The 25,661-nt window shown below is 71.6% G+C and carries 28 protein-coding genes; 14 read left to right on the forward strand and 14 right to left on the reverse strand.

Annotation, left to right across the window (positions count from 1 at the left end; translation table 11 throughout):
* Positions 1–22 precede the first annotated feature (22 nt).
* Positions 23–1,024, forward strand: coding sequence for a porphobilinogen synthase (gene hemB / locus OG974_RS24010; protein WP_327284738.1), 1,002 nt, complete (start codon positions 23–25; stop codon positions 1,022–1,024).
* Between the two features lie 255 nt (positions 1,025–1,279).
* Here hemB and OG974_RS24015 read toward each other — a convergent pair whose 3' ends face one another.
* The gene (locus OG974_RS24015) at positions 1,280–1,642 is read right to left on the reverse strand and encodes a hypothetical protein (RefSeq protein ID WP_327284739.1); all 363 of its coding nucleotides are present in this window, start codon (positions 1,640–1,642) and stop codon (positions 1,280–1,282) included.
* Positions 1,643–1,801: 159 nt separating this feature from the next.
* On the reverse strand, positions 1,802–2,149 hold the full coding sequence (locus OG974_RS24020) for a DoxX family protein (protein WP_327284740.1): 348 nt from the start codon (positions 2,147–2,149) through the stop codon (positions 1,802–1,804).
* A gap of 202 nt (positions 2,150–2,351) precedes the next feature.
* On the opposite strand from OG974_RS24020, the gene OG974_RS24025 reads away from it, so the two are divergent.
* Positions 2,352–2,624 carry a DUF1876 domain-containing protein gene (locus tag OG974_RS24025; protein ID WP_327284741.1) on the forward strand — a complete coding sequence of 91 codons (273 nt, stop codon included), beginning with the start codon at positions 2,352–2,354 and terminating at the stop codon, positions 2,622–2,624.
* Positions 2,625–2,690: 66 nt separating this feature from the next.
* Here the strand turns inward: OG974_RS24025 and OG974_RS24030 are convergent, their stop codons facing one another.
* From OG974_RS24030 to argS, 4 genes are all read right to left on the reverse strand, one after another.
* The gene (locus tag OG974_RS24030) at positions 2,691–3,176 is read right to left on the reverse strand and encodes a hypothetical protein (protein WP_371644424.1); all 486 of its coding nucleotides are present in this window, start codon (positions 3,174–3,176) and stop codon (positions 2,691–2,693) included.
* On the reverse strand, positions 3,173–3,682 hold the full coding sequence (locus tag OG974_RS24035) for an RNA polymerase sigma factor (RefSeq protein ID WP_327284743.1): 510 nt from the start codon (positions 3,680–3,682) through the stop codon (positions 3,173–3,175). Before OG974_RS24035 ends, OG974_RS24030 begins: the two co-directional genes overlap by 4 nt.
* Positions 3,679–4,107 carry a DUF3995 domain-containing protein gene (locus OG974_RS24040; RefSeq protein ID WP_371644426.1) on the reverse strand — a complete coding sequence of 143 codons (429 nt, stop codon included), beginning with the start codon at positions 4,105–4,107 and terminating at the stop codon, positions 3,679–3,681. The genes OG974_RS24035 and OG974_RS24040 overlap by 4 nt, the downstream gene beginning before the upstream one ends.
* Positions 4,108–4,204: 97 nt before the next feature.
* Positions 4,205–5,974, reverse strand: a complete 1,770-nt coding sequence (gene argS, locus OG974_RS24045) for an arginine--tRNA ligase (protein WP_327284745.1) — start codon at positions 5,972–5,974, stop codon at positions 4,205–4,207.
* 189 nt (positions 5,975–6,163) lie between these two features.
* Between argS and lysS the strand changes: the two genes are divergently transcribed.
* Positions 6,164–7,894 (forward strand): lysine--tRNA ligase, encoded by a 1,731-nt coding sequence (lysS, locus tag OG974_RS24050; RefSeq protein ID WP_327284746.1) that lies wholly within the window; start codon positions 6,164–6,166, stop codon positions 7,892–7,894.
* 65 nt (positions 7,895–7,959) lie between these two features.
* On the opposite strand, the gene OG974_RS24055 is transcribed toward lysS, so the two are convergent.
* The 3 genes from OG974_RS24055 to OG974_RS24065 all read right to left on the reverse strand — a co-directional run bounded on the left by OG974_RS24055 (position 7,960) and on the right by OG974_RS24065 (position 11,200).
* Positions 7,960–9,330 carry a DUF2637 domain-containing protein gene (locus OG974_RS24055; protein WP_329314240.1) on the reverse strand — a complete coding sequence of 457 codons (1,371 nt, stop codon included), beginning with the start codon at positions 9,328–9,330 and terminating at the stop codon, positions 7,960–7,962.
* A gap of 105 nt (positions 9,331–9,435) precedes the next feature.
* Positions 9,436–10,206, reverse strand: coding sequence for a DUF3558 family protein (locus OG974_RS24060; protein WP_327284747.1), 771 nt, complete (start codon positions 10,204–10,206; stop codon positions 9,436–9,438).
* 127 nt (positions 10,207–10,333) lie between these two features.
* Entirely contained in the window at positions 10,334–11,200 is an 867-nt protein-coding gene (locus OG974_RS24065; protein ID WP_327284748.1) for a DUF3558 domain-containing protein, read from the reverse strand.
* A gap of 193 nt (positions 11,201–11,393) precedes the next feature.
* On the opposite strand from OG974_RS24065, the gene OG974_RS24070 reads away from it, so the two are divergent.
* Both OG974_RS24070 and OG974_RS24075 read left to right on the forward strand, forming a co-directional pair.
* Entirely contained in the window at positions 11,394–12,587 is a 1,194-nt protein-coding gene (locus OG974_RS24070) for an RtcB family protein (RefSeq protein ID WP_371644429.1), read from the forward strand.
* A gap of 146 nt (positions 12,588–12,733) precedes the next feature.
* Positions 12,734–13,042 carry a hypothetical protein gene (locus OG974_RS24075; protein WP_327284750.1) on the forward strand — a complete coding sequence of 103 codons (309 nt, stop codon included), beginning with the start codon at positions 12,734–12,736 and terminating at the stop codon, positions 13,040–13,042.
* 4 nt (positions 13,043–13,046) lie between these two features.
* Here OG974_RS24075 and OG974_RS24080 read toward each other — a convergent pair whose 3' ends face one another.
* Entirely contained in the window at positions 13,047–13,814 is a 768-nt protein-coding gene (locus OG974_RS24080) for an SDR family NAD(P)-dependent oxidoreductase (protein ID WP_327284751.1), read from the reverse strand.
* Between the two features lie 70 nt (positions 13,815–13,884).
* A complete protein-coding gene (locus OG974_RS24085; RefSeq protein ID WP_327284752.1) occupies positions 13,885–14,220 on the reverse strand; it encodes a YnfA family protein in 336 nt (111 codons plus the stop codon).
* Between the two features lie 114 nt (positions 14,221–14,334).
* Here OG974_RS24085 and OG974_RS24090 point away from each other — a divergent pair, with 114 nt between their 5' ends.
* Positions 14,335–14,892 carry a hypothetical protein gene (locus OG974_RS24090; protein ID WP_371644432.1) on the forward strand — a complete coding sequence of 186 codons (558 nt, stop codon included), beginning with the start codon at positions 14,335–14,337 and terminating at the stop codon, positions 14,890–14,892.
* 24 nt (positions 14,893–14,916) lie between these two features.
* Here the strand turns inward: OG974_RS24090 and OG974_RS24095 are convergent, their stop codons facing one another.
* Both OG974_RS24095 and OG974_RS24100 read right to left on the reverse strand, forming a co-directional pair.
* The gene (locus OG974_RS24095) at positions 14,917–15,654 is read right to left on the reverse strand and encodes a Mut7-C RNAse domain-containing protein (RefSeq protein WP_327284754.1); all 738 of its coding nucleotides are present in this window, start codon (positions 15,652–15,654) and stop codon (positions 14,917–14,919) included.
* Positions 15,655–15,695: 41 nt separating this feature from the next.
* Positions 15,696–16,112: a helix-turn-helix domain-containing protein gene (locus OG974_RS24100; protein ID WP_327284755.1), complete on the reverse strand. Its 417-nt coding sequence runs from the start codon at positions 16,110–16,112 to the stop codon at positions 15,696–15,698.
* A gap of 170 nt (positions 16,113–16,282) precedes the next feature.
* Between OG974_RS24100 and OG974_RS24105 the strand changes: the two genes are divergently transcribed.
* From OG974_RS24105 to OG974_RS24115, 3 genes are all read left to right on the forward strand, one after another.
* Entirely contained in the window at positions 16,283–17,182 is a 900-nt protein-coding gene (locus OG974_RS24105; RefSeq protein WP_371646899.1) for an NADP-dependent oxidoreductase, read from the forward strand.
* A 226-nt stretch (positions 17,183–17,408) separates the two neighbouring features.
* Entirely contained in the window at positions 17,409–18,875 is a 1,467-nt protein-coding gene (locus tag OG974_RS24110) for an FAD-binding oxidoreductase (protein WP_327284756.1), read from the forward strand.
* Between the two features lie 96 nt (positions 18,876–18,971).
* Entirely contained in the window at positions 18,972–20,054 is a 1,083-nt protein-coding gene (locus OG974_RS24115) for a serine hydrolase domain-containing protein (RefSeq protein WP_328763345.1), read from the forward strand.
* A 15-nt stretch (positions 20,055–20,069) separates the two neighbouring features.
* Here OG974_RS24115 and OG974_RS24120 read toward each other — a convergent pair whose 3' ends face one another.
* The gene (locus tag OG974_RS24120; RefSeq protein WP_030161262.1) at positions 20,070–20,507 is read right to left on the reverse strand and encodes a hypothetical protein; all 438 of its coding nucleotides are present in this window, start codon (positions 20,505–20,507) and stop codon (positions 20,070–20,072) included.
* A gap of 311 nt (positions 20,508–20,818) precedes the next feature.
* Between OG974_RS24120 and hemL the strand changes: the two genes are divergently transcribed.
* The 5 genes from hemL to OG974_RS24145 all read left to right on the forward strand — a co-directional run bounded on the left by hemL (position 20,819) and on the right by OG974_RS24145 (position 25,648).
* Positions 20,819–22,153, forward strand: coding sequence for a glutamate-1-semialdehyde 2,1-aminomutase (gene hemL, locus OG974_RS24125; RefSeq protein ID WP_327284758.1), 1,335 nt, complete (start codon positions 20,819–20,821; stop codon positions 22,151–22,153).
* Positions 22,150–22,824 (forward strand): histidine phosphatase family protein, encoded by a 675-nt coding sequence (locus OG974_RS24130; RefSeq protein ID WP_327284759.1) that lies wholly within the window; start codon positions 22,150–22,152, stop codon positions 22,822–22,824. Before hemL ends, OG974_RS24130 begins: the two co-directional genes overlap by 4 nt.
* A gap of 75 nt (positions 22,825–22,899) precedes the next feature.
* Positions 22,900–24,159, forward strand: coding sequence for a hypothetical protein (locus OG974_RS24135; protein ID WP_371644436.1), 1,260 nt, complete (start codon positions 22,900–22,902; stop codon positions 24,157–24,159).
* Between the two features lie 66 nt (positions 24,160–24,225).
* Positions 24,226–24,864, forward strand: coding sequence for a TlpA family protein disulfide reductase (locus OG974_RS24140; RefSeq protein ID WP_371644438.1), 639 nt, complete (start codon positions 24,226–24,228; stop codon positions 24,862–24,864).
* Between the two features lie 76 nt (positions 24,865–24,940).
* Positions 24,941–25,648, forward strand: a complete 708-nt coding sequence (locus OG974_RS24145; RefSeq protein WP_371646901.1) for a cytochrome c biogenesis CcdA family protein — start codon at positions 24,941–24,943, stop codon at positions 25,646–25,648.
* Positions 25,649–25,661: the final 13 nt, after the last annotated feature.

The raw sequence follows: 25,661 nt of genomic DNA on the forward strand, positions 1-25,661 counted from the left end.
AAGCTCGAAGAGGCGACTGAGTATGAGCGCGTACGGATCCTTCCCCGGCTCGCGGCCCCGCCGGCTGCGCACCACCCCGGCGATGCGGCGGATGGTCGCGGAGAACCGGCTGCACCCCTCGGACCTGATCCTCCCGGCGTTCGTACGGGAGGGCATCAGCGAGCCCCTGGCCATCTCGGCGATGCCGGGCGTGGTCCAGCACACCCGCGACACGCTGCGCAAGGCTGCGGTGGAGGCGGTGGAAGCGGGCGTTGCGGGGATCATGCTGTTCGGTGTTCCGGCCGACGAGAACAAGGACGCGCTGGGCACGGCGGGCACCGAGCCGGACGGCATCCTCCAGCTCGCGATCCGCGACGTGAAGGCGGAGGTGGGCGACGATCTGGTGATCATGTCCGACCTGTGCCTGGACGAGTACACGGACCACGGCCACTGCGGTGTGCTGGACGAGAACGGGCGCGTCGACAACGACGCCACGCTGGAGCGGTACGCCGAGATGGCCCAGGTCCAGGCCGACGCGGGCGTCCACGTGGTCGGCCCGAGCGGCATGATGGACGGCCAGGTCGGCGTCGTCCGCGACGCGCTCGACGAGACCGGGCACGAGGACGTCTCGATCCTCGCCTACACCGCGAAGTACTCGTCGGCGTTCTACGGCCCGTTCCGCGAGGCCGTCGCCTCGTCGCTCCAGGGCGACCGCAAGACGTACCAGCAGGACCCGGCGAACGCCCGGGAGTCCCTGCGGGAGCTGGCGCTCGACCTGGAGGAGGGCGCGGACATGGTGATGGTCAAGCCGGCCGGCCCGTACCTGGACATCCTGTACCGGGTCGCGCAGGCGGTGGACGTCCCGGTGGCCGCGTACCAGATCAGCGGCGAGTTCGCGATGGTCGAGGCGGCGGCGGAGAAGGGCTGGATCGAGCGCGACCGCGCCATCCTGGAAACCCTGCTCGGCATCAAGCGGGCCGGCGCGGACACGATCCTCACGTACTGGGCCACCGAAGTCGCGGGCTGGCTGCGCGAAGCGCGCTGAGCCGGCGCTTCAGCGCAGGGGCCAGGGTCGGTCGGACCCGGAGGGAGGTCCGGCCCGCCAGACCCGCCGCCAGGCGCGCCACCACCTCGGCCCCGCTCGCCCCGCTCTGCCCATGCGGGGCAGCGTAGGCGGGGCCGGGGCGCGGGCTCACGGAGCGGGCCGGCGGTCCGTCACTTTGTGGACCGGACCGGACCGGACCGGACCGGATCCGGCGCGGCCCGGCGCGGCGCGACCGGTCGGCAACGACCCCGCGGCTCAAGGCCAGTCGACGATGCCGGTGAACACGATGCAGTCCAGGACGACGGCGGCGGGGGCGAGCAGCGCGAACCCGATGCGGCGGGCGGAGTTCCGCCGCTGCCGTGGCAGCGCCCAGCAGATCACCAGCACGGCCAGGGCGAGCAGCAGGCCGGTGGTGAAGACGGGGAAGGCGATGTCGTACGAGGCGTCGAACCGGTCGCTCGCCGCGTCCCCGCAGGAGTCGCAGGCCATGGGGGACAGCCCGACGAAGAAGAACGCGACGAGGGCCATCGGCAGCGTCAGCAGGGTGGAGACGAGCGGCGCGACGAACGCCCGCCGGTCGTGCGAGGTGTCCTGGTCGTGGTCCTGGTGCTGATCCATGACCACAGTCAACTGCGCTGACCGAAGCGGCACATGAGTGCGGGTACTCAGGCGGGGTGGGGTGCCGTGCTCGGGGTGGGGGCCGGGGCGGCGGCGGGGGTCCGGCCGCAGGGCCCGCTCCCACGGCGGTGGGGCGGGCCCTGCGGCGGCCAGGCCGGGTCAGGCGGGGAAGCCGAGCGCCAGGGCGGCGACCACGGGGGCCATGTAGACGAGGGGGAAGGGGGCGTGCCCGTAGGCCCGCGCCCGCAGAACGGCGATCACGGCTCCGGTGAAGTACAGGACGAGGCCGACGGCGGCGAGCAGGCCGATCACCGGGACGAAGAACCCGACGAGGAGGCCGATGCCGCCCGCGGCCTTCGCCGCGCCCAGCAGGTTCCACCACGACCGGGGGACCCCGTAGGCGGCCAGCGGCTCGACTACGTACTTGGCGCGGAGGAAGACCGACGCACCCGAGAAGCCCGACATGACGGCGGCGACGATGGTGACGACGGTGGTGGTGGTGGACATCGGATGCTCCTCATCGGGCGGCTTCGTTGCGCTCTTCACCCTCATGACCCGCCGCGCCGCACGTGTGTGACAGCCCGCCGAAAAAATCTTCGGTCCGGCTCGTGCCCGGCCACGGACGGCCGCCGCGCCCCGCCCCCGCTCGCGTTCCCCGCACCCCTGGCGCACCCTGGAGTGAAGGGTGACCCCCTGGAGGTGATGCACCATGCCCACACTCGTCGGGTGGCACGTGGAGCTCGAATTCACCGAGGAAGGCCATCGCACCAGCGCGGCGGCCATGGTCAGACTCGGCGACGGCTCCGAGATGAGGGCGCACGGCTACGCCATGCGTCACCCCTCCGACCCGGAGCAGCTGCGGGTCGGGGAAGAGATCGCAGGCGCTCGTGCGCTGATGGATCTCGCGTCCCAGATGTTGCAGAAGGCCCACTCGGAGATCGACGAGGCCACGGGTCGGCACTCCTACCCGCTCAGCCGCTGACCCACGAACGGCCGTGAGGGACTTTCGAGTCCCTCACGGCCGTCCGGCGGTGATGACCGGGGCGGGTCACGGGGCCGGGGGGCGGTCCTGCCGGGTCCGGTGGTCCGTGCGGGCCTGCAGGCGGGTCATGGCGCGGGTCAGTTCCGCGGACGCGCCGAACGGGACGAGTGCGGCGCGGGACGGGATGCGCAGGCCGCCCGTCAGGGCCACGCGGGTGCCGCCCGCGGGGTCGGGGGCGGCGGCCATGCCGATGATCAGGAAGCGGCTCTGCAGCCAGCACCAGCCCGGGCGCAGGACTCCGCGGAAGTGGGCGCGGAAGCCGTACTTGCTGCGGGCCAGGGCCTCCACCCGGTCGCCGGTGACCCGTAGGACGCGGACGCTGCGCATGTCCGGCTGGAAGCGGCCGAACTCGCCCTCCAGGTCCCCCATCACCGTCCAGACGGCGTCCAGCGGTGCGGGGAGGACCCGTTCGACCACGCGGGCGCCCCAGACTCCGGCCGCCATGACCCGCAGGCGGTTCACCTCGTCGATCGCGTACGCGTCGTGCGTCATGCGGACCACGCCCTTCGGAAGCTCGTACGGGCCCGGTGCAGCCGGGACTTGGCGGTGCCCGGCGGGACGCCGAGGAGGGCTGCCGCGGATTCCTCGTCGAGGCCCTCCACGTCCCGCAGCACCAGGACGGCCCGGTGGTCGGGCGAGAGGCGGGCCAGGACGTCGTCGATGTCGGCGGCGAGCTCGGGGTCGCCGGTGCCGGGGAGGTCGGCCAGTTCGGCGGGGCGGGCGCGGGCCGCGCGGCGGGCGGTGCGGACGGCCTCACGGACCGCGATGGCGCGGACCCAGCCGTACAGGGTCTGCGGATCGCGCAGCGACCGCAGCGCACGGAAGACCGCCACCAGGGCCTCCTGGCAGGCGTCGGGGCCGTCAGCGAGGGCGATGGGGGTGCAGATGCGGCCGATGTACGGGGTGAGGTGGTCGAGCAGGTCGTGCATCGCCAGGGTGTTGCCGGCGAGGGCGGCCCGGGCGAGCGTGACGCCGCGGTCGTGTTCGGCGGGGGTCACCGGGCGCGGGCCAACCGGGTGGCGGCCCAACCGAAGCCGAGGCAGGCGGGCGTGTAGAGGAACAGGTTCAGCCCGTAGAAGGGGCCGGCCGGGCTGTCGAGGAGTCCGGCGGCCCACCCCAGGCCGGCGACGCCCCGTACGGCCAGCCCGGCCGCGACGGCGCCGGTGAGCGCCCGCGTGACGCGCCCGCCGCGGCCGTGGGCGTGCGCCAGGACGGCCCCGGCACCCGTGAGGGTGAGCGCCGCGAGCGGCAGGACGACGGGCGGGGCGAAGGAGACCTCCGCGCCGAGGACGGCGAGGGACAGGCCGCGCTCGCTCGCCGCGGGCCAGGTCCGCCCGGTGGCCCAGTACAGGTGCGCCAGCCCGTCCACGGCCAGCAGCGTCCCCACGGCGATCCCCGCCCGGCGCCGCGATGTGTCCCTCATGAGTGCCCCCTCGGTGTCGGAAACCAACACGACGAAGAGGAGGCGCACGGGGAGAACGTTCCCTGTGCGCCTCGTCACATCGGCGGGGCGGGAGCCGTCAGAGGCGCTCGGGGGTGCGGATGCCCAGGAGGGACATGCCCTTCGAGAGCGTCCGGGCGGTCAGGTCGCACAGGAACAGGCGGTTCTCGCCGACGACGAGCTCCGGCTCCGGCTTCACGACCGGGCACTGGTCGTAGAACGTCGTGAACAGCGAGGACAGCTGGTACAGGTACGCGGCCAGCTTGTGCGGGGCGTGCTCGGCGGCCGCCTCGGCGATCAGCTCGCCGAACTGGTCCAGGTGCAGGCCCAGCGCGCGCTCGGCCGGCGCCAGCTCCAGCTCCGGGTGCGCGACCGCCTCGCGGTCCCCGGCGCGGCGCAGGATCGACTTGATCCGGGCGTACGCGTACTGGAGGTACACGGACGTGTCGCCGTTCAGCGAGACCATCTGGTCCAGGTCGAACTTGTAGTCGCGCGCGGCGGAGGTCGACAGGTCCGCGTACTTGACCGCGCCGATGCCGACGTACCGGCCGTTCTCGACGATCTCCTCCTCCGACAGGCCGACCTTCTCCGCCTTCTCGCGGACGACGGCCGTCGCCCGGTCGACCGCCTCGTCGAGGAGGTCCACCAGCCGGACCGTCTCGCCCTCACGGGTCTTGAACGGCTTGCCGTCCTTGCCGAGGACCGTGCCGAAGGCCAGCTGTACGGCCTTGACCTCGTCGTTCAGCCAGCCCGCGCGGCGGGCCGTCTCGAAGACCATCTTGAAGTGCAGCGACTGGCGGGCGTCGACCACGTAGATCAGGGTGTCGGCCTTCAGGTTGCCGACGCGGTCGCGGATCGCCGACAGGTCGGTCGCGGCGTAGCCGAAGCCGCCGTCCGACTTCTGGACGATCAGCGGGGTCGGGTTGCCGTCCGGGCCCTTGTACTCGTCGAAGAACACGCACAGCGCGCCGTTGGAGCGGACGGCGACGCCCGACTCCTCCAGCAGCTTGCACGTCTCGACGAGCATGTCGTTGTAGCCGGACTCGCCGACGACGTCCGGGTCCTGGATGTCCATGTCCAGCTTGTCGAAGACGGAGTAGAAGTAGATCTTCGACTCGTCGACGAACCGCTGCCACAGCGCGAGGGTCTGCGCCTCGCCCGCCTGGAGGTCCACGACCCGGGCCCGCGCCCTGGTCTTGAACTCCTCGTCGGAGTCGAAGAGCGCCCGCGACGCCTTGTAGAGGCGGTTCAGGTTGGACATGGCCTCCTCGCCGGAGACCTCCTGCTCCGACTTGTGGTCCAGCTCGTGCGGGTGCTCCAGGAGGTACTGGATGAGCATGCCGAACTGGGTGCCCCAGTCGCCGATGTGGTGGCGCCGGACCACCGTCTCGCCCGTGAACTCCAGGATCTCGACCATCGCCGCGCCGATGACCGCGGACCGCAGGTGGCCGACGTGCATCTCCTTCGCGACGTTCGGCTGCGCGTAGTCGATCACCGTCGTGCCGGCGTTCGCGGCGTACGGGACACCGAGGCGGTCGTCGCCGGCGCGCGCGGCGAGGGTCTCGATGATCGCCCGGTCGGAAACCGTGATGTTGAGGAAGCCGGGGCCCGAGACCTCGATCTCCTTGATCAGGTCACCTGCGGGGAGGGAGTCGACCACGGTCGTCGCCAGCTCGCGCGGGTTGGCCTTGGCCTTCTTCGCGAGCGCCAGGATGCCGTTGGCCTGGAAGTCGGCCCGGTCGCTTCGTCGCAGCAGCGGGTCGGCGCCACCGGCCTCCGGCAGGGCCGAGGCGAGGGCGTCCGCGACGCGCTGATTGACGGAAGAAGCGAGGGAAGGGACCGAGGCCATGAGCTGCCGTTCCTGTGAGGTCGTGCTGGTGGGTGCACTTGGTTGTTCCGACAAGTGCCGAGTATCCCACGTGAGGCCCCTTCGCTTCGCGGGATATCGAGCGGGACGGCCACGGGCGGAAGCAACCCCGGAGCGGCCCGCTCCGTCTGGGAGAATGGCTGAACAGCATTCGAGATAGAAGGACGTGTCGTGGCTCAGAGCAGCACCGAGACCGACTGGGTCTCCCGTTTCGCGGACGAGGTCATCGCCGAGGCGGAGCGCCGAGCACCCGGCAAACCTGTCGTCGTCGCGTCCGGACTCTCCCCCTCCGGCCCGATCCACCTCGGCAACCTCCGCGAGGTCATGACCCCGCACCTGGTCGCCGACGAGATCCGCCGCCGCGGCTTCGAGGTCCGGCACGTGATCTCCTGGGACGACTACGACCGGTACCGGAAGGTGCCCAAGGGCATCCCCGGCGTCACCGAGGAGTCCCACGCCCAGCACATCGGCCGCCCGCTGACCGCCGTGCCCGCCCCCGAGGGTTCCGCGTACGCGAACTGGGCCGAGCACTTCAAGGCCGCCATGGTCGAGGCGCTGGCCGAGCTGGGCGTCGAGTACGACCCGATCAGCCAGACCGAGCAGTACCTGGCCGGCACCTACCGCGAGCAGATCCTGCACGCGATGAAGCACCGCGGCGACATCGACGCCGTCCTGGCCCAGTACCGCACGAAGCAGAAGCCGGGCGGCAAGAAGCCCCAGCAGAAGCCGGTCGACGACGCCGAGCTGGAGGCCGCCGAGGGCTCCGGCGCGGCGAACGAGGACGACGGCAGCGCCGACGGCTCGGAGTACTTCCCGTACAAGCCGTACTGCGGGGCGTGCAACAAGGACTTCACCAAGGTCGTCTCCTACAACGACGAGACCACGCAGCTGGACTACGTCTGCACCGAGTGCGAATTCGGCGAGACCGTCAAGCTGTCGGAGTTCAACCGCGGCAAGCTGGTCTGGAAGGTCGACTGGCCGATGCGCTGGGCGTACGAGGGCGTGATCTTCGAGCCCTCCGGCGTCGACCACTCCTCGCCGGGCTCGTCCTTCCAGGTCGGCGGGCAGATCGTGCACCTCTTCGGTGCCGAGCAGCCGATCGGACCGATGTACGCGTTCGTCGGCATCAGCGGCATGGCCAAGATGTCCTCGTCGAAGGGCGGGGTCCCGACCCCGGCCGACGCGCTGAAGATCATGGAGCCGCAGCTGCTGCGCTGGCTGTACGCCCGCCGCAAGCCCAACCAGTCCTTCAAGATCGCCTTCGACCAGGAGATCCAGCGCCTCTACGACGAGTGGGACAAGCTGGAGGCGAAGGTCGCCGACGGCTCCGTGCTCCCCGCCGACGCCGCCGCGCACACCCGCGCCGTACGCGTCGCCTCGCACGAGCTGCCGCGCACCCCGCGCCCGCTGCCGTACCGGACGCTCGCCTCCGTCGTCGACATCACCGCCGGCCACGACGAGCAGACCCTGCGCATCCTGACCGACCTGGACCCGTCGCAGCCGCTGACCTCCCTCGACGAGGTACGGCCGCGCCTGGACCGCGCCGAGAACTGGATCACCACCCAGGTCCCGGCCGACCAGCGGACCCTCGTGCGCGAGGAGCCCGACACCGAGCTCCTGTCCTCCCTGGACGACGAGGGCCGCGAGTCGCTGCGCCTGCTCGTCGACGGCCTCGACTCGCACTGGTCGCTCGACGGGCTCACCACGCTCGTCTACGGCGTCCCGAAGGTCATGGCCGGCCTGGAGCCCGACGCCAAGCCCACGCCCGAGCTCAAGGTCGCCCAGCGCACCTTCTTCGCGCTGCTGTACCGCCTGCTCGTGACCCGGGAGACCGGGCCGCGCCTGCCCACGCTGCTCCTGGCGGTCGGGGCGGACCGGGTCCGCAAGCTGCTCGCGGCCTGACGCCATGCGCAAGGGCCCGCACCCCTCGGGGGTGCGGGCCCTTGCGCGTACCGTCGGCGCGACGGCTAGGAGATGTGCTCGTTCTCCAGGTCGCGCTGGTAGCGCTGCTTGAGCTCCGGCATCAGCCGGCTGATCGTCCGGAAGGCGAGCGGGTGCGTTATCCCGTGCCGGTCCGAGAGGTATATGTCGATCTGCTCGGGGCTCGGCACCTTGCCGTTCTCCTCGATGTACGCCCGGAAGACCTCGTACGCCGCCTCCGTGAACTTCGCCTCGTCCACGGACCCGTCCGCGAACCCGTCCGCGAGCCCGTCCTCGCGCGCCGCCGGGATCGGCAGCTCCTGCTGGCCGGGAACCTGCTCCTGCGACTCCTCCGGGCCGGTCGGGGGCATCACCGGGGTCGGCTCCAGGCCCTCGACGTACTGCGGGTTGTAACCGCCCTCGTACGCGGCCTGAGGGGCCAACGGCGCGGCGAACCAGGCGCTGTCGTGGGCCGCGGGCATGGCCGTCGGATCCACCGCGAACGGCGGCGGGGCGGGGTGACCGGCGGCGACGGCCGCGGCGACGGGGGCAGCGGCCTGGGCCGGAACCTGGGCCTGGCCTTCGAACGGAGCCTGCGGGGACTGCGGAGCCTGCGCGCCCCGGGCAGCGGCCGACGCCTGGGGCGTGCCCGCCTGCCCGGCGGTGCCCGCCTCCAGGGCCGGAGCCGACGCCCCCGCGACCGCCGCGGCCGCCGGAGGCAGCAGCACCGGGTCGATGCCCGCCGCAGCCAACCCCTCCGGCGCCGTCTGCGCCAGCGGAACACCGATCCGGGCCAGCCGCAGTGGCATCAGCGCCTCCACCGGGGCCTTGCGCCGCCATGCCCGCCCGTACCGGGCCTGCAGCCGAGCCTGGTAGATCAGCCGGTCCTGCTCCATGCCCACGGCCTGCTCGTACGACCGCAGCTCCCACAGCTTCATCCGGCGCCACAGCTTGAAGGTGGGAAGGGGGGAGAGCAACCAGCGGGTGATCCGCACACCCTCCATGTGCCGGTCCGCGGTGATGTCCGCGATCCGGCCCACCGCGTGCCGGGCCGCCTCCACCGTGACCACGAACAGGATCGGGATCACCGCGTGCATGCCCACGCCCAGCGGGTCCGGCCAGGCCGCCGCACCGTTGAACGCGATCGTCGCCGCGGTCAGCAGCCACGCCGTCTGGCGCAGCAACGGGAACGGGATCCGGATCCACGTCAGCAGCAGGTCCAGCGCCAGCAGCACGCAGATGCCCATGTCGATGCCTATCGGGAACACCAGCGAGAAGTTCCCGAAGCCCTTCTGCAGGGCGAGCGCGCGCACCGCGGCGTACGAACCGGCGAAACCGATCCCCGCGATGACCACGGCTCCTGCGACCACGACGCCGATGAGTATCCGGTGCGTACGAGTCAGCTGCATCGCGGCCACCCGCGATCCCCTCCCCTTGTCGAGCTACGGCAGGCACAGCGTACGGGTGACTGCACAGGTGACTGAATGTCAGCCTCCCGTTAAGCCACCCCGACCCGCCGGGACCTACTGCGCGGAGGGAGAAGCCTGCTGCTCAGGCTGCTTCTGCTGCTCGTTGGCGGTGGCGACCGAGGCCACCGCCTCCTTCGCGGCGGCGATCGCGTCCTGGAGCAGCTTGGCCTGATCCGGAGCGCCCGCACCCTCGTACGCCGCACCGTTGTAGTCGAGCGTGACCACCACGTTCTGCGTGCGCGCCACGATCGTCGTGTTGAAGAAGTCGACGTCCTTCTTCACGCCGTACACGACCGAGGTCGCCTGGTCGCCGATGCCGCCGGCCTGCTCGACCTTCACGTCGTGCGCGCCCTCGGACGCCTTCGCGGCCTCGACCTGCTTGGTGTACTGGTCCTCGGCGCGCTTGTTCGCGCTGCCGAGCGAGGCGTGCGACTCGTAGCGGACCGTGGAGATCGACAGCCAGCGGTACTGCGAGCCCTTCAGGCCGTCCTCGTCCAGGCCGTTCCAGGAGCAGCTGGCACGGGTGGTCAAGTCGTTCGACTTGGTCGCGGTGCCGTTCTTGTCCTTCGCCTCGGGGACGAGGGTGCCGACGGTCGCCGTCTGGATCGCCTTGCACGGGTCGGGCAGCGTCGCGAACGCCGCCTTCTCCAGGGGAGCCGACGCCTTGCCGCTCGGCTTGGCGGAGGACGAGGACGCGCCGGGCTTCTTGTCGCCGCCCGAACCGGAGGTCTTGCCCGAATCGGACGAGCAGCCGGCGACGGTGAGGATCACCGGGACGGCTGCGCAAGCGAGAACGCGAGTGAGGCGCGAGGCTGATCGGTGCATGGTTCCTTCAGTACGTTGTGGGGCGCGTTCTGTGGACGCGGTGCGGGCGCGGGACCCGAGCAACGGTAGCCCGACCCGGCGCGCGCCTGCTGTGCGCGCCGTCACGCCGAGCCCCCCGCGCCCTCTCTCACTCGTTGAACCGCTCGACGAGTGCTTGCGCCAACTGCCGTGCCTTGTCTTGTGTTTCGGGGCTCGAAGGAACCGTACCGGGCAGCGCGGGCTGCACGCTGTACTCGACCGTGACGATCACATTCGAGGTGCGGAACACAATCCGCACGGTCCGCGCCTGCGCCGCGCTGGCACCGGCCGCGCTCAGCTTGTCCTCGATGTAGGCCTCGGTACCGAGGCCTTCGAGAACGCGCGACCCGAGCTCGGGCGGCGGGGCGGTGGGGCTGCTGCCGGCCGGGGACGGAGACTGCCCGGCGGCCGGGGGAGGGCCGGCGGGCGCAGGGGTGCCGGGGCTGGCCGCAGGACCGGTCGCGGCGCTGGTCGCGGGGCTCGGCGTGGGGCTCGTCGTGGGGCCGGGGAACGGCAGGTGCGCGTCCGTCAGCCGGCGCACGTACACCTGCCGCGCCTTGTCGTCGTCGCTCATGAGCGTCCGGTCGTACGACACCACGCGCTCGAAGCCCACCGACAGCAGCCGGGTCTCCTGGGGCGTCTGCGCGGTCCAGCGGCAGCCGACGTGCCGGTCGCCGTCGTACGAGGTGTCCGCACTGCCGGCGTACAGCTGCGCGCGCTGCTCGTCGGTGAGGCTGTCCCCGGTCGGGAGCATGGCGCGCAGGCGCTTGGCGTCGGCGGCCTTGCAGGGCGCGGGCAGGCTGCGGTACTTGCCGGCGGGTGCGGGTGCGGGGCTGCTGTCGCCCGCTTTGGAGTCGCTGTCGGAGCCGACGCCACTGCCGCTGGTGCACCCGGTCAGGCCGGCCACGCCGGCCATGAGTGCGGTGAGCATCGCGATGCCCGGCAGGACACCTCGCCGTACCGCCTTGCGCTGCACGTCCACTGGCTCCCTTCGACCGGCCGGCGGCCCGGCGGTCAGGAAAAATGCGTTGCCGCGCTTTGGACGCGGATGAACACAATGTCTATCGCACACGCTGGTGCTGGCGCCGGTCCCCTGTCTGTTTTGGGGCCATGAGCGAGGCTTTTTGCGTATTACGAACTTTCTGTGTTTCGCGGGGGATTGAAGCGTTATGTCGTATGTAGAGGTACCGGGGGCGAAGGTCCCGATCCGGATGTGGACCGACCCGGCGTCGGTCGAGGCCGGCGCGATGCAGCAGCTGCACAACGTCGCCACGCTTCCGTGGATCAAGGGCCTGGCGGTCATGCCGGACGTCCACTACGGCAAGGGCGCCACGGTCGGCTCGGTCATCGCGATGAAGGACGCGGTGTGCCCGGCGGCGGTGGGCGTCGACATCGGCTGCGGCATGTCGGCGGTGAAGACGTCCCTGACGGCGAACGACCTCCCGGGGGACCTGTCGGGCCTCCGCTCCAAGATCGAGCGCGCCATCCCGGTGGGCGCGGGCATGCACCGCGACCCGGTGGACCCGGACCGGCTGTACGGGTTTCCGGTGGAGGGGTACGAGGGGCTGTGGGAACGGTTCGACCACCTGGCGGATGCGGTCAAATTCCGTCGGGAACGGGCCGCAAAGCAGATCGGAACACTCGGATCGGGCAACCATTTTGTCGAATTCTGCCTTGATCAGTCAGGTTCGGTCTGGCTGATGTTGCACTCCGGTTCCCGCAACATCGGCAACGAGCTCGCCGAGCACCACATCAGTGTGGCCCGGAGCCTGGACCACAACCAGGGTCTGGTGGACCGCGACCTGGCGGTGTTCCTTGCGGCGACGCCCGAGATGGAGGCGTACCGCAACGACCTCTTCTGGGCGCAGGAATACGCCAAGTACAACCGGGCCGTGATGATGAGCCTGTTCAAGGAGGTCCTCCGCAAGGAGTTCCGGAAGGCGAAGGTGTCCTTCGACCGCGAGATCAGCTGCCACCACAACTACGTGGCGGAGGAGCGGTACGAGGGCATGGACCTGCTGGTCACCCGCAAGGGCGCGATCCGCGCCGGCAGCGGTGACTACGGGATCATCCCGGGCTCCATGGGGACGGGCTCGTACATCGTGAAGGGGCTGGGGAACGAGAAGTCGTTCAACTCGGCGTCTCACGGAGCGGGCCGGAAGATGAGCCGGACGGCCGCGAAGAAGCGCTTCTCGGCGCGGGACCTGGCCGAGCAGACCAAGGGCGTGGAGTGCCGCAAGGACTCGGGCGTGGTCGACGAGATCCCGGGCGCGTACAAGTCGATCGAGCAGGTCATCGACCAGCAGACGGACCTCGTCCAGGTCGTGGCCAAGCTCAAGCAGGTCATCTGCATCAAGGGCTGAGCCCGGGGTGCGGTTTACGGGGGACTGGAAGGGCCCGGACCGATCCCGGTCCGGGCCCTTCCGTGTGGGATCAGTCCTCGTCGCCGTCGAGGAGGCGGTCCCGGGGAGTTCGCGCGTGATGCCGATGGACTCGGGGAGGGGTGGGGTTGCCGCCCGTCGTGTCGCACGGGCGCGAGCCGAAGCTGCTGCGGCCTCCGTACGGGGCCGTGAACGACGAGGTGCGGGCCACGGCCAAGGCGCGCGGGGTGAAGGCGCTGGTCACGTGGACGTACGACTTCACGACCTGGGCCGAGACGCCACCGACCCCGCAGCTGAAGGCCGGGGACATCGTGCTGCTGCACTTCACGCCGACGCTGGCGGCCGATCTGGAGCGGGCCCTGGGTGCGGCGAAGGCCGCCGGGTTGAAGCCGGCGGCCCTCGTGCCGCACCTCAAGGCGGCCGGGCTCGTCCCGTAGCCGCTTACAGGTCGCGGTGGACCTTGGTGTTCGAGGCCTGGGCGCGGGGGCGGACCACCAGGAGGTCGATGTTGACGTGGCTGGGGCGGGTCACGGCCCAGGTGATGGTGTCGGCCACGTCATCGGCGGTGAGGGGGGCGGCCACGCCCGCGTAGACCTTCTCGGCCTTCTCCGCGTCGCCGCGGAAGCGGGTCTTGGCGAACTCCTCGGTCTTGACCATGCCCGGGGCGATCTCGATGACGCGGACCGGCTGGCCGACGATCTCCAGGCGGAGGGTCTCGGCGAGCACGCGGGCGCCGTTCTTGGCGGCGACGTAGCCGGCGCCGCCCTCGTACGTGGCGTGGCCGGCGGTGGAGGACAGGACCACGACGGTGCCGTCGCCGGAGGCGATGAGGGCGGGGAGGAGGGCCTGGGTGAGGTTGAGGGTGCCGATGACGTTGACCTCGTACATGGTGCGCCAGTCGGCGGGGTCGCTGGTGGCGACGGGCTCGGCGCCGATGGCGCCGCCGGCGTTGTTGACCAGGACGTCGCAGCGGTCGAGGGAGGCCGCGAAGGCGTCGACGGCGGGGCGGTCGGTGACGTCGAGGGCGTGGGCCGCGGCGGAGTGGCCGGCTGCCGTCAGCTCGGCGGCGAGGGCCTCGATGCGGTCCTTGCGGCGGGCCGTGAGGACGACGTGGTAGCCGGCGTCGGCGAGCTGCCGGGCGGTGGCCGCGCCGATGCCGCTGCTCGCGCCGGTGACTACGGCGGTCCGGTTGGTGGCGGCCGTGCTCATGTGCGGGCTCCTCGGTCGTTCGGCGGTTCGGTCGTTCGTACGGGCGAATCCCCGCCAGCATAGGCGGGGCTCAGCGGCCGCGCGGGGCGTACATGATCACGGCCGTGCCGGCGAGGCAGACGAGGGCTCCGGCGATGTCCCAGCGGTCGGGGCGGTAGCCGTCGGCGGCCACGCCCCAGAGGAGGGAGCCGGCGACGAAGACGCCGCCGTACGCGGCGAGGACGCGGGCGAAGTCGCCCTGGGGCTGGAGGGTGGCGACGAAGCCGTAGAGGCCGAGGGCGATGACCCCGGCGCCGATCCAGGCCCAGCCCTTGTGGTCGCGCACGCCCTGCCAGACGAGCCAGGCGCCGCCGATCTCCAGGAGGGCGGCGAGGGCGAACAGGGCGGCGGAGCGGGCGATCAGCATGGCTCGAAGCGTACGCAGGCGGGCCCGGGGCGCCGCCCGCCGGTTGGGGGAGGGCTCGCCCTCGTTCGTGTGATGGTCCGACCGGTCGGGGGCGGTGCTGGCTAGCCTCCGCGCGTGGAGGTGGTGGCGGTGCGCCGTAGTGCCGTACGGAGTGTGGTGGTGGCGGGTCTGCTGGTGCTCGGGGTGTCCGGCGGGTCCGGGGTCTCCAGGGCGTCCGGGGTCTCCGGGGCGTCCGAGGTGTCCTGGGCGTCCGGGATCCCGAGGGTCTCCGGGAGCGCGCGCAGCGGTCCCGAGGCGGACGTGGCGTACCACGGGCGGGTGTCCCTGGAGCAGGGGCGGCTGCGGGTGTGGGTGGTGCCGCAGAACGAGGGGCCGGCCGCGCTGGCGAACGCGACGCTGCGCGTGCGGCTGTCGGCGGACCTCGCGGACCGGCAGGAGTTGGCGGAGGGCTGCGTACGGGCCGGGCTGCGCGAGTTGGTGTGCGAGACGGGCGCGCTGCCGCTGCACGGGCGGGGCCGGCACATCGGGCTGCTGCTGGCGCTGAAGGAGCCGGTGCCGGAGGTGATGGTCCGGATCGACACGTGGTGGAACGGCGGGGCGTCCGACCGGGACCTGTCCAACAACCAGCACGCGGTGCTGGCGTTGGACACGGGCGACTCGTACGCGTTCTGACCCTCGTCCTACGGCGTGGCCGCCCTACGGGGTGGCCACGCCGCCGAATTCCTCCACGGCCTCGCTGACGATCCGCTCCAGGCGGGCGTGGTGGGCGCCGCGCCAGTAGACGCGTTCGCACGCCGTGCACTGGGCGAAGACGTCGTACGAGCGCTGCGTTCCGCTTTCGAGGCGGTCGCCGACGCTGTCCTTGTCGGCTTGCCGCAGTGGTCCGTTGCAGGCGGTGCAGCGGGTCCAGGGCGTGAGTGCGGGGGCGAACCGGCCGAGGACGTCGCGCAGTTGCTCGTCCGGGTTGTCGCTGTAGACGTACGCTCCGGCGAACAGCTCGCGGCGGCGCAGCAGTCCGCGGTCGCGGGAGAGCAGGACGCGCTGTTCGGCCGCGGAGCGGGTGGCGAGGGCGGGGTCGCCGATGTCTTCGTTCTCGTAGGCGGCGTCGACGCCGAGCAGGCGCAGGCGGCGGGCGAGGGTGCCGAGGTGGACGTCGAGGAGGAAGCGCAGCGGGGCGCCCTCGATCTGCTGGGGACGTTCGACGCCGAGGACTTCCACGCTCTGCCCGGCGCGGGGCACGTACGAGACGGGCACCTCGTGGCCGTCGACGAGGAGCCGGCCGACCTCGGTGAGCGGGACGCCGGCCGATTCGACGACGTGGCCGAGGCTGGAGGCGCCGTCGGTGGCGGTCGGTACGCGTTCGGCGCGCCGGCTGGGCGGGGCGAACAGGCGTAGTTCGGGGGCGAGGGTGAGCTGAATGGCGGGTCCGTTCACGCTGTCAGCATGCCATTGGGTGGCGGGGTGGCGCGGCCGAATTACGAGGTCGCGGTGGTGTCGTCGTAGGTGGTGCGGTGGGCGTTGACCTCGTCGAAGTGGTTCTCGGCCCACTGCTTCACCGAGGTGAGGAGGCAGGCGAGGCTGCTGCCGAGTCCGGTGAGGCGGTAGTCGACGCGGACGGGGACGGTGGGGGTGACGGTGCGGGTGACGAGGCCGTCGCGTTCGAGGGAGCGCAGGGTCTGGGTGAGCATCTTCTGGCTGACGCCGGGGATCTTGCGACCGAGGTCGCTGTAGCGCATGGAGGCGTCGTCGGCCTGGGCGAGGGCGGCGACGATCAGGCCGACCCATTTGTCGCTGATGCGGGCCAGGAGCTGGCTGGTGGGGCACTCCTTGAGGAAGGCGTCGTAGGCGTAGCGGGCGTCTTCGCGGCGGGCGGCGGCGGTGCTGGTGGCCATGGGGTGCCCCACTTCCGGGTCGGGTACGCACTCTGAAGTGCGTACTTACGAATGGAGAGTACCTCTCCCTAGGTTAGTGCTCAGCAGGAAAGAGCGAACGAAACCGAAACCCAGACCGAACCGGAAACCGGGGAGACATCATGAGCGAGAACGTGCAGACCGTGGAGACCATGCAGGCGGTCGTCGTGAACGGCTTCGGCGGGCCGGAGCAGGTGGAGGTCGTGCAGGTGCCGGTCCCGCAGCCGGAGGCCGGCCAGGTCCGTGTCCGGGTCGCGGCGGCCGGGGTCAACCCGGTGGACGGGGCGGTCCGCGTGGGCGTCTTCGGTGGTGCCGGGCAGCGGCTCGGGCTCGGTTGGGACGTGGCGGGCGAGATCGACGCTGTCGGCGCGGGGGTCACCGGTTGGTCGGTGGGGCAGCGGGTCGTCGGGCTGCACTACGGGCCGGTCAAGCCGCTGGGTACGCATGCGCAGTACGCGGTGCTCGACGTCTCGGCGGTGGCTGCCGCCCCGGCCACGGTGGACGCGGTCGCCGCGGCGGCGCTCCCGCTGAGCGGGCTGACCGCGGCCCGGGCGGTGGGGCTGCTGGGGCTGGCCCCCGGCTCCTCGGTGCTGATCACCGGGGCCGCAGGTGTGGTCGGCGGGCTCGCGGTGCAGCTCGCGGTGCGGGCGGGGCTGGTGGTGACGGCCCTGGCGGGCGAGGCGGACGAGGAGTTCGTACGGTCGCTGGGCGCGACGGGGTTCGTCCCGCGGGGCTCGGTTCCGGCCGAGCCGGTGGACGGGGTCGTCGACGCGGCGGTCCTCGGGGAGCCGGCGCTGGCCTTCGTCCGTGACGGCGGGGTCTACGTGGGCCTGCGGCCGCACGCGGGCCCGGCCGCGGAGCGCGGGATCCGGGTGGTGGAGCAGGAGGTCGCGGCGGACGGCGCGCACCTGGCGGAGCTGGTGGGGCTGGTGGACGAGGGCGCCCTGACCCTGCGGGTCGCGCAGACGATCGCCCTGGCGGACGCGGCGAAGGCCCACGCCCTCCTGGCGGAGTCGGGCACCCGCGGCCGCCTGATCCTGACGACCTCCTGAACGGACGACCTCCTGAACGGAGGGGCGACGGGCCGTCCGCGGGGCGGACACGGGGCGCAGGCGGGGCGCAGGGTTGACGCCCCGCCACCCCTGCTCCGGCCGGGCAGGCGCCCGCCGCGGCGGCCCCGCAACCGGGCGGATCCTGCGCTGACCTGCGCGAACCCCGTCGGCTGGCCGGCTGGGACGCGCGGTGGAAGACTCGGTGGAAAGTGGCGAGGAGCGACCCATGGGTGCTTCGACTGTGCCGGTTGCGGGAGGGGCTCCGGCCCCGGCTCCGGTTCGACTGGACGATTCCGCGTACCACGAGCTGGCGCGTTCCTTCCGGGGCAGTCTGGTGCGGGTCGGGGACGCCCCGTACGAGGAGCGCCGGCGGATCTGGAACGGCGCGATCGACCGGCGCCCCGCCCTGATCGCGCCCTGTACCGGTTCGGCCGATGTGGTGGCGGCGCTGAAGTGGGCGGTGGAGTCGGGTGCGCCGGTCGCGGTGCGCAGCGGCGGTCACAGCTTTCCCGGGCATTCGGTGTGCGACGGCGGCGTGGTGATCGACCTGTCGGCGATGAAGGAGGTCCGGGTGGACCCCGAGGCCCGTACGGTCCGGGTCCAGGCGGGGGTGCTGCTGGGCGAGTTGGACGCGGCGACGCAGCCGTTCGGGCTGGCGGTGCCGTCGGGGATCGTGACGCACACGGGGGTGGCGGGGCTCACCCTCGGTGGCGGGATCGGCTGGCTGAGCCGCAAGTACGGGCTGAGCGTGGACCAGTTGTTGTCGGTGGACCTGGTCACGGCGGCCGGGGAGCGGGTGACGGCGAGCGCGGTGCACGAGCCGGAGCTGTTCTGGGGGATGTGCGGGGCGGGCGGGAATTTCGGCGTCGTCACGGAGTTCACGTTCCGGCTGAACCCGGTCGGCCCGACCGTGCTGGCCGGCCCGGTGCTGTGGCCGGCGCAGGAGTCGGCGCAGGTGATGCGGTTCTACCGGGACTGGATCGAGGACGTGCCGGACGAGCTGACGACGATCGTGGTCCACCGCAAGGCCCCTCCGCTCCCGGCGATCCCGCAGGAGCTGCACGGCAGGCCGGTGGTGATGGTGATCGCCTGCTGGGTGGGGGACGCGGAGGCCGGTGGGGAAGTGTTGCGGCCGATGCGGGAGTTCGGGCGGCCGTTGCTCGATCTGTGCCGGCCCAAGCCGTACCTGGCGCACCAGGCGATGTTCGACGCGTCGTTCCCGCACGGCTGGTGGTACTACTTCCGGGGCTGTGGCCTCGACCGGCTCGCCGACGGGGTCGTGGACACGATGGCGCGGTACGCGGGGCGGATCGTCTCGCCGCAGAGCGGGTTCCCGCTGTTCCAGCTGGGCGGCGCGGTCGCCCGGGTCGGGGAGGACGACACGGCGGCGGGTGGACGCGGGCTCGGCCACATGCTGAACATCAACGGGATCCGGCCCACGGCGGAGGGCTTCGCCGAGGAGTGCGGGTGGGTCCGGGAGTTCTGGTCGGCGCTGGAGCCGTACCACGCGGGTGTGTACGTGAACTTCCTGATGGACGAGGGCGAGCAGCGGATCCGGCAGGCCTACGGCTCGCGGGAGCGGAAGCTGGACCGGCTGCGGGCGCTGAAGGGCGAGTGGGATCCGGGGAACGTGTTCCGGCTCAACCAGAACATCCCTCCGGCGGGCCGGGCCGCCACTGCGGGCACGCCTTAGCCCGTGATCGCTTCCGGCGCGGCTACGGGCGGGCGCGGGACGGCATGGTCACGCTGGGTGGTGAGAGCGGGGGCCACCACCGAGCCGGAGGCACAGATGAGCCAGCCGAACCCGATGAACCCGATGAATCCGATGAACCCGATGAACCGTGCCGTACCGTTCACGACCGCCGAGACCTGCGGACTGCACGACGTGCTGCGCGAGATCGTCGCCGACGGCGCCACCCCGGGCGGCGTCGTCGTGTGCGGTACGGCGGCCGGGGACCGTGCCGTCCTGTCGGCCGGGGTCGTCTCCCCGTTCACCGGACCGGTGGCCCCCGACGAGAACACCGTCTACGACATCGCGTCCCTGACGAAGGTCACCGCGACCTGGCCGCTCGTCGGCCGTGCCGTGGACGCGGGCCTGCTCGCGCTCGACGGCCCCGTACGGGAGTTCCTGCCGGCCATGGACGGGACGATGCCCAGCGCGGAGGCCACCGTGCGACAGCTGCTCTCGCACACCGCCGGGCTGCGGGCGGCCACCCGGCTCGACCTCTACGACCTGACCGCGCGCCCCCTGCACGAGTTGATCTGCCAGGAGCTCATGGAGAACCTCCCGGGCACGCACCGCTACGTCAACCGCGGGTACATCCTCCTCGGCCTCGCCCTCGCCCATGTCCACGGGCGTCCGCTGGACGAGCTGGCCGGTGCCCTGTGGGCCGAGCTGGGCATGGGCGGCACCGCGTACGGCCCGGTGGCGCAGTCGCCGCGGGTCGCGCCGACCGAGCAGTGCGAGGGCCACGACCGGATCTGGGGTGTCGTCCACGACGAGAACGCGGCCGTGCTGGGCGGGGTCGCCGGCCATGCCGGGGTGTTCGCGCCGGCCGCCGATCTCGCCACGTACGCCGAGCGGCTGCTCGCGGGGCGCGAGAGCGCGCTCGGCCGGTGGCTCACTGCGAGCCTCATCCCCCAGACGGAGGTCGAGCCCGGCCTGCAGCGCGGCCTGGGCTGGATCCTGGGGGCCGGTGGAGCCGTGGCCTACCACCACGGGTTCACCGGTACGAGTCTGTTCCTCGCTCCCGCCACCGGCCGGTACGTGGTCATCGCCACCAACGCCGTCCACAACGGCGCCGCCTCGCGCATCCGGATCACGCCCCTGCGCGAGCGGGCCCTCAAGACGCTGACCGCTTCCGTCGGCTGATGCTTCAGGGCCGGGTCAGGGCCAGACGAGGCAGTACGGCTGGTGGCCCGCCTCGTGCAGCCGGTGGCTGAAGTCCTGCCACTCGTGGAGCAGCTGGTACACGTTGAAGGCGTCGCGGGGCCCGCCGCGGTCGGGGACCGTGGACCAGATGAACGCCGCGGCGCCCACCGACTCCTCGCCGATGCCGCGCAGCGGGTCGACGACGGTCATCGGGAGCTTGACCACCGCGTAGTCGGGGTGGAGGACGACGAGCTCCAGCGGGGGCACCTTGTGCAGCGGTATGCCCTCGATACCGGTCAGGACCATCGCGGCCACCGTCTCCGGCTTGATCTTGGTGAACAGGCCGCCCATGCCGAGCTCGTCGCCGCCGAGCTCCTCCGGTCGCATCGTGACCGGGACGCGGGCGGCCGTCGCGCCGTCGGGCGCGCCGAAGTACTTGTACGTCACGCCCATGCCGCGACCCTTGGGCAGGCCGTCGGCGTCGGGGGAATCCAGCGGCCCCGGTACCGGCTCGGCCGCGTCAGCTGCCCGGCGCCGGTGCTTGCCCCGTCGGCGGGCTTCGCGGGCCTCGCGGGCGCGCTGCGGGTCGAGGCCGTCCGTACCCTCGCCCGGTCCACCACCGCGTTGCATATCTCCACCCGACTGGTCTTGCCTGCCCCGGCCCCGTGACCTCCGCCACGCAGCCTGATCATCATGGCAGTGACCTCCCCAGGGGCGGCGCGGTGAAACGCCCGTCCGCAAGTCAGTCGCGGCCTGATGAGACCATGGCTGGTGTGAGCTACCCGTACCCGTATGAAGCCAAAGTCTCGCAGACTCTCTTTGACCGCGCGTCCCTCGTGACGCCTGGCGGCGTGAACTCTCCCGTGCGGGCCTTCCGCGCCGTGGGTGGAACGCCCAGGTTCATGGTGTCCGGTACCGGTCCGTACCTGACCGATGCCGACGGCCGCGAGTACGTCGACCTGGTCTGCTCGTGGGGACCGATGATTCTCGGCCACGCCCACCCGGCCGTGGTGGAGGCCATCCAGGCCGCCGTCGCCCGCGGCACCTCCTTCGGCACGCCCGGTGAGGGCGAGGTCGCGCTCGCCGAGGAGATCGTCGCGCGCATCGAACCCGTCGAGCAGGTCCGTCTGGTGTCTTCGGGCACCGAGGCGACCATGTCGGCGATCCGGCTGGCGCGCGGCTTCACCGGCCGGGCCAAGATCGTGAAGTTCGCGGGCTGCTATCACGGCCACGTGGACGCGCTGCTCGCCGCCGCCGGTTCCGGTTTGGCAACCTTCGCGCTTCCGGACACGCCCGGGGTGACCGGTGCGCAGGCCGGCGACACGATCGTGCTGCCGTACAACGACCTCGAAGCGGTGCGGGCGGCGTTCGCCGCGCACCCGGGCGAGATCGCCTGCGTGATCACCGAGGCCGCGCCCGGCAACATGGGTGTGGTGACCCCGGCCCCCGGCTTCAACCAGGGTCTGGCGGACGTGTGCCGGGAGAACGGCGCGCTCTACATCTCCGACGAGGTCATGACGGGTTTCCGCACCTCCCGCGCCGGCTGGTACGGCGTCGACGGGGTCAAGCCGGACCTGATGACCTTCGGCAAGGTCATGGGCGGCGGTTTCCCGGCCGCGGCGTTCGGTGGCCGCGCCGACGTGATGGGGTACCTGGCCCCGGCCGGCCCGGTCTACCAGGCGGGCACGCTCTCCGGTAACCCGATCGCCACGGCCGCCGGCCTCGCACAGCTCCAGCTCCTCGACGCGGCCGCGTACGAGAAGGTCGACGCGGTCTCCGCGCAGATCCAGGGCCTGGTCACGGACGCGCTCGCCAAGGAGGGCGTCACGCACCGGCTGCAGACCGCGTCCAACATGTTCTCCGTCTTCTTCACCGAGGACGAGGTCAAGAACTACGACGACGCCAAGAAGCAGGAGTCCTTCCGCTTCAACGGCTTCTTCCACTCGATGCTGTCGCAGGGCGTCTACCTGCCGCCGTCGGCGTTCGAGTCGTGGTTCGTCTCCACCGCCCACGACGAGCAGGCGGTCGAGCGGATCGCGGCCGCGCTGCCCGCCGCCGCCCGTGCCGCCGCGCAGGCCACCCCGGAGGCCACCGCATGAGCGAGATCACCGTCGTCCACCTGATGCGCCACGGAGAGGTGCACAACCCGGACGGGGTCCTCTACGGGCGCCGTTCCGGCTACCACCTCTCCGAGCTGGGCCGCGAGATGGCCGAGCGGGTCGCCGAGCACCTGCAGAACCGTGACATCACGTACGTGGTCTCCTCCCCGCTGGAGCGGGCGCAGGAGACGGCGGCGCCGGTCGCCAAGAGCCACGGCCTGGTCGTGGCGAGCGATGCGCGGCTGCTGGAGGCGGAGAACGTCTTCGAGGGCAAGACCTTCGGTGTCGGGGACGGCGCGCTGCGCAAGCCCGCCAACTGGAAGCACCTGACGAACCCGTTCAAGCCGTCGTGGGGCGAGCCGTACGTGGAGCAGGTCGTCCGGATGACGAGCGCGATCGAGGCGGCGCGTGACGCGGCCCGCGGCCACGAGGCGGTGGCGGTCAGCCACCAGCTGCCGATCTGGATCGTGCGCAGCTTCGCGGAGAAGCGCCGGCTGTGGCACGACCCGCGGCGCCGGCAGTGCACGCTGGCCTCGCTGACGTCGTTCACGTACGACGGGGACCGGTTGGTGTCGGTGGGCTACAGCGAGCCGGCCCGGGACCTGGTCCCGGCTCATCTGCTCGCGGGAGCAAAGCCGGTGAAGGGCAAGTCGAAGGCCTTCGGCGCCTAAAAACTCGTACAAGTCGTACGGGATGTTCCGCGTTGCCCCTCGACTTCGCTGAAAAGTCCGTTTATGTGACTATTCATGAGCGAAGCGACGCGCGAATTCTTCACCCGAAGGGGACTGCTCGGGCTCGGCGCCGCGGCCGTCGCGGTGGCCGCCGGGGTCACCGGCTGCGGCGGCGGCAGCCGTCCGCCCGGCCCGGGCCGTCCCGGTCCGGACGGCCCCGGCGGTCCGGGCGGCCCCGGCCCGTCCGCGACGGCCGTCCGGCCGATCGGCGACGGCTCCACCGCCGACTGCGGACCGCAGCCCCACCAGCCGGCCAAGCCCGTGCCGCTCCAGCCGGGCGAGACCCCGCCGCAGTTCGTGGTGTTCAGCTGGGACGGCGCGGGGGAGATCGGCAACGGCCTCTTCCCGCGCTTCCTCAAGCTCGCCAAGGACCACGGGGCGGCCATGACCTTCTTCCTCTCCGGCATCTACCTGTTGCCCGAGTCGAAGAAGGACCTCTACAAGCCGCCGAACAACCCGGTCGGCGCCTCCGACATCGGCTACCTCAAGGACGAGAACGTCCGCAACACCCTCAAGTGCGTCCGCCAGGCATGGCTCGACGGCCACGAGGTGGGGACCCATTTCAACGGCCACTTCTGCGCCGGCTCCGGCTCCGTGGCCCACTGGACCCCCGACGACTGGCAGAGCGAGATCGACCAGGCCGTGTCCTTCGTCACCAACTGGCGGACCCACACGGGCTTCACCGACCTCGACCCCCTGCCCTTCGACTACCGCAAGGAGCTGGTCGGCGGCCGCACCCCGTGCCTGCTCGGCCAGGACAACCTGCTGCCGGTCGCGCAGAAGCTGGGCTGGCGCTACGACGCCTCCTCGCCCGGCGGGGTCCAGGTGTGGCCGGTGAAGAGGTCGGGCATCTGGGACCTGCCGCTCCAGTCCATGCCGTTCCCCGGGCACTCCTTCGAGGTGCTGTCGATGGACTACAACATCCTCGCCAACCAGTCGAAGAACACCACCCGGGGCATGCCCTCCAACTACCCGGCCTGGCGCACCCAGGCCACCAGCTCGTACCTCGGTGGCTTCCGGCGCGCGTACGAGACGAACCGCGCGCCGCTGTTCATCGGCAACCACTTCGAGGAGTGGAACGGCGGCATCTACATGGACGCCGTCGAGGAGGCCCTCAAGGGCATGTCGGACAAAAAGGACGTGCGGCTCGTCTCCTTCCGGCAGTTCGCCGACTGGCTCGACGCACAGGACCCCAAGCTGCTCGCCCGGCTCCAGGAGCTGGCTCCGGGTCAGTCACCGACCGGTGGCTGGCACACGTACCTCTCCGGGGCCTGACCAGCGGCTTAACACACCTCCGGGGGGTGCGAAAGATCGGCAAATCAGTCATGCGAAACTTTTCACATGAGAATTGGCCGCACGCGTCGTCGTCGAACCAGCAGCCGCTCGACCAGCGGCCGTGCCCTCCTGCTCACCGCCGTGACCCTCACGAGCGCACTGACCCTGTCGGCGTGCGGCGACGGCGACGCCAAGCCGAACGGCTCCTCGGGCGGGGGCTACGTGACCGGCACCCACGGCATCTCCACCGTCGCCAAGGACGCCCGCACCGACGCCCCCAAGCTCGACGGCGAGACCGTCGACGGCAAGACCCTCGACACCACCACCCTCAAGGGCCAAGTCGTCGTCCTCAACGTGTGGGGCTCCTGGTGCCCCCCGTGCCGCGCCGAGGCCCCGAACTTCGCGAAGGTGTCCAAGGAGCTCGCCGACGCCGGCAAGGACGTCGCCTTCGTCGGCATCAACACCCGCGACAGCAGCAAGCAGAACGCCGCGGCGTTCGAGGAGAACTTCGGGATCGGCTACCCGAGCCTCTACGACCCGGACGGGAAGCTGCTGCTCCGCTTCCCCTCGGGCACCCTCAACCCGCAGGCCATCCCCTCCACGATCGTCCTCGACAAGCAGGGCCACATCGCCGCCCGCACCCTCGTCGCGATCAACGAGGAACAGCTGCGCTCGATGATCGACCCGCTGCTCGCGGAGCAGTGACCTCGTGGTCCCCGAGCTCCTCACCCTCGCCGCCGAGCCGACCGGCGTGAACACGACGGTCCTCGGCGGCGCCCTGATGCTGGCGCTGCCCATCTCGGTACTGGCCGGCCTCGTCTCCTTCTTCTCGCCCTGCGTGCTGCCACTGGTCCCCGGCTACCTCTCTTACGTCACCGGCATCAGCGGGGCCGACCTCGCTGAGGCCCGGCGCGGCCGGATGCTGGCCGGGGCGAGCCTGTTCATCGTCGGATTCACGGCGGTGTTCGTGTCCACCGGCGCGCTCTTCGGATACTTCGGCGGCACGCTCCAGGCGAACCGGGAGGTCATCTCCCGGGTCCTCGGCGGTCTGGTGATCGTGCTCGGCCTCTTCTTCATGGGCCTGATCCCGGGCTTGACGATGCGCGAGTTCCGCTTCCACCGGAAGCCGACCGCGGGCCTGATCGGCGCGCCGCTGCTCGGCGTGCTCTTCGGCGTCGGCTGGACCCCCTGTATGGGCCCGACCCTCGCCGCGGTCAGCACGCTCTCCCTCGACCAGGCCAGCGCCGGCCGCGGCGCGCTGCTGACCGTCGCCTACTGTCTGGGCCTGGGACTGCCCTTCATCCTCGCCGCCCTCGCCTTCCGCAAGGCGCTCGGCGCATTCGGCTGGGTGAAGCAGCACTATGCATGGGTGATGCGCATCGGCGGCGGCATGCTGGTCCTGACCGGCCTGCTGCTCGTCACAGGAACGTGGGCCAGCATCGTCGACGACATGCGCATCTGGACCCAAGGCTTCACGGTGGGGATCTGAGGACTACACGCGA

This window comes from Streptomyces sp. NBC_00597 (assembly GCF_041431095.1).
Classification (GTDB): Bacteria; Actinomycetota; Actinomycetes; order Streptomycetales; family Streptomycetaceae; genus Streptomyces.

Excerpts from the sequence above, each read along its gene's own strand:
- OG974_RS24110 (WP_327284756.1), top strand. The coding sequence starts at position 17,409 with ATGGGTGCTTCGACTGTGCCGGTTGCGGGAGGGGCTCCGGCCCCGGCT.
- OG974_RS24080 (WP_327284751.1), bottom strand. The coding sequence starts at position 13,814 with ATGAGCACGGCCGCCACCAACCGGACCGCCGTAGTCACCGGCGCGAGC.
- OG974_RS24145 (WP_371646901.1), top strand. The coding sequence starts at position 24,941 with ATGCTGGCGCTGCCCATCTCGGTACTGGCCGGCCTCGTCTCCTTCTTC.
- hemB (WP_327284738.1), top strand. The coding sequence starts at position 23 with ATGAGCGCGTACGGATCCTTCCCCGGCTCGCGGCCCCGCCGGCTGCGC.
- OG974_RS24040 (WP_371644426.1), bottom strand. The coding sequence starts at position 4,107 with ATGAGGGACACATCGCGGCGCCGGGCGGGGATCGCCGTGGGGACGCTG.
- OG974_RS24070 (WP_371644429.1), top strand. The coding sequence starts at position 11,394 with ATGTCGTATGTAGAGGTACCGGGGGCGAAGGTCCCGATCCGGATGTGG.
- OG974_RS24115 (WP_328763345.1), top strand. The coding sequence starts at position 18,972 with ATGAGCCAGCCGAACCCGATGAACCCGATGAATCCGATGAACCCGATG.
- OG974_RS24140 (WP_371644438.1), top strand. The coding sequence starts at position 24,226 with ATGAGAATTGGCCGCACGCGTCGTCGTCGAACCAGCAGCCGCTCGACC.
- OG974_RS24020 (WP_327284740.1), bottom strand. The coding sequence starts at position 2,149 with ATGTCCACCACCACCACCGTCGTCACCATCGTCGCCGCCGTCATGTCG.
- OG974_RS24085 (WP_327284752.1), bottom strand. The coding sequence starts at position 14,220 with ATGCTGATCGCCCGCTCCGCCGCCCTGTTCGCCCTCGCCGCCCTCCTG.
- OG974_RS24105 (WP_371646899.1), top strand. The coding sequence starts at position 16,283 with ATGCAGGCGGTCGTCGTGAACGGCTTCGGCGGGCCGGAGCAGGTGGAG.
- OG974_RS24120 (WP_030161262.1), bottom strand. The coding sequence starts at position 20,507 with ATGGGCGTGACGTACAAGTACTTCGGCGCGCCCGACGGCGCGACGGCC.
- OG974_RS24025 (WP_327284741.1), top strand. The coding sequence starts at position 2,352 with ATGCCCACACTCGTCGGGTGGCACGTGGAGCTCGAATTCACCGAGGAA.
- OG974_RS24030 (WP_371644424.1), bottom strand. The coding sequence starts at position 3,176 with ATGACGCACGACGCGTACGCGATCGACGAGGTGAACCGCCTGCGGGTC.
- hemL (WP_327284758.1), top strand. The coding sequence starts at position 20,819 with ATGGCTGGTGTGAGCTACCCGTACCCGTATGAAGCCAAAGTCTCGCAG.
- OG974_RS24130 (WP_327284759.1), top strand. The coding sequence starts at position 22,150 with ATGAGCGAGATCACCGTCGTCCACCTGATGCGCCACGGAGAGGTGCAC.
- OG974_RS24100 (WP_327284755.1), bottom strand. The coding sequence starts at position 16,112 with ATGGCCACCAGCACCGCCGCCGCCCGCCGCGAAGACGCCCGCTACGCC.
- OG974_RS24015 (WP_327284739.1), bottom strand. The coding sequence starts at position 1,642 with ATGGATCAGCACCAGGACCACGACCAGGACACCTCGCACGACCGGCGG.
- argS (WP_327284745.1), bottom strand. The coding sequence starts at position 5,974 with ATGGCCTCGGTCCCTTCCCTCGCTTCTTCCGTCAATCAGCGCGTCGCG.
- OG974_RS24060 (WP_327284747.1), bottom strand. The coding sequence starts at position 10,206 with ATGCACCGATCAGCCTCGCGCCTCACTCGCGTTCTCGCTTGCGCAGCC.
- OG974_RS24135 (WP_371644436.1), top strand. The coding sequence starts at position 22,900 with ATGAGCGAAGCGACGCGCGAATTCTTCACCCGAAGGGGACTGCTCGGG.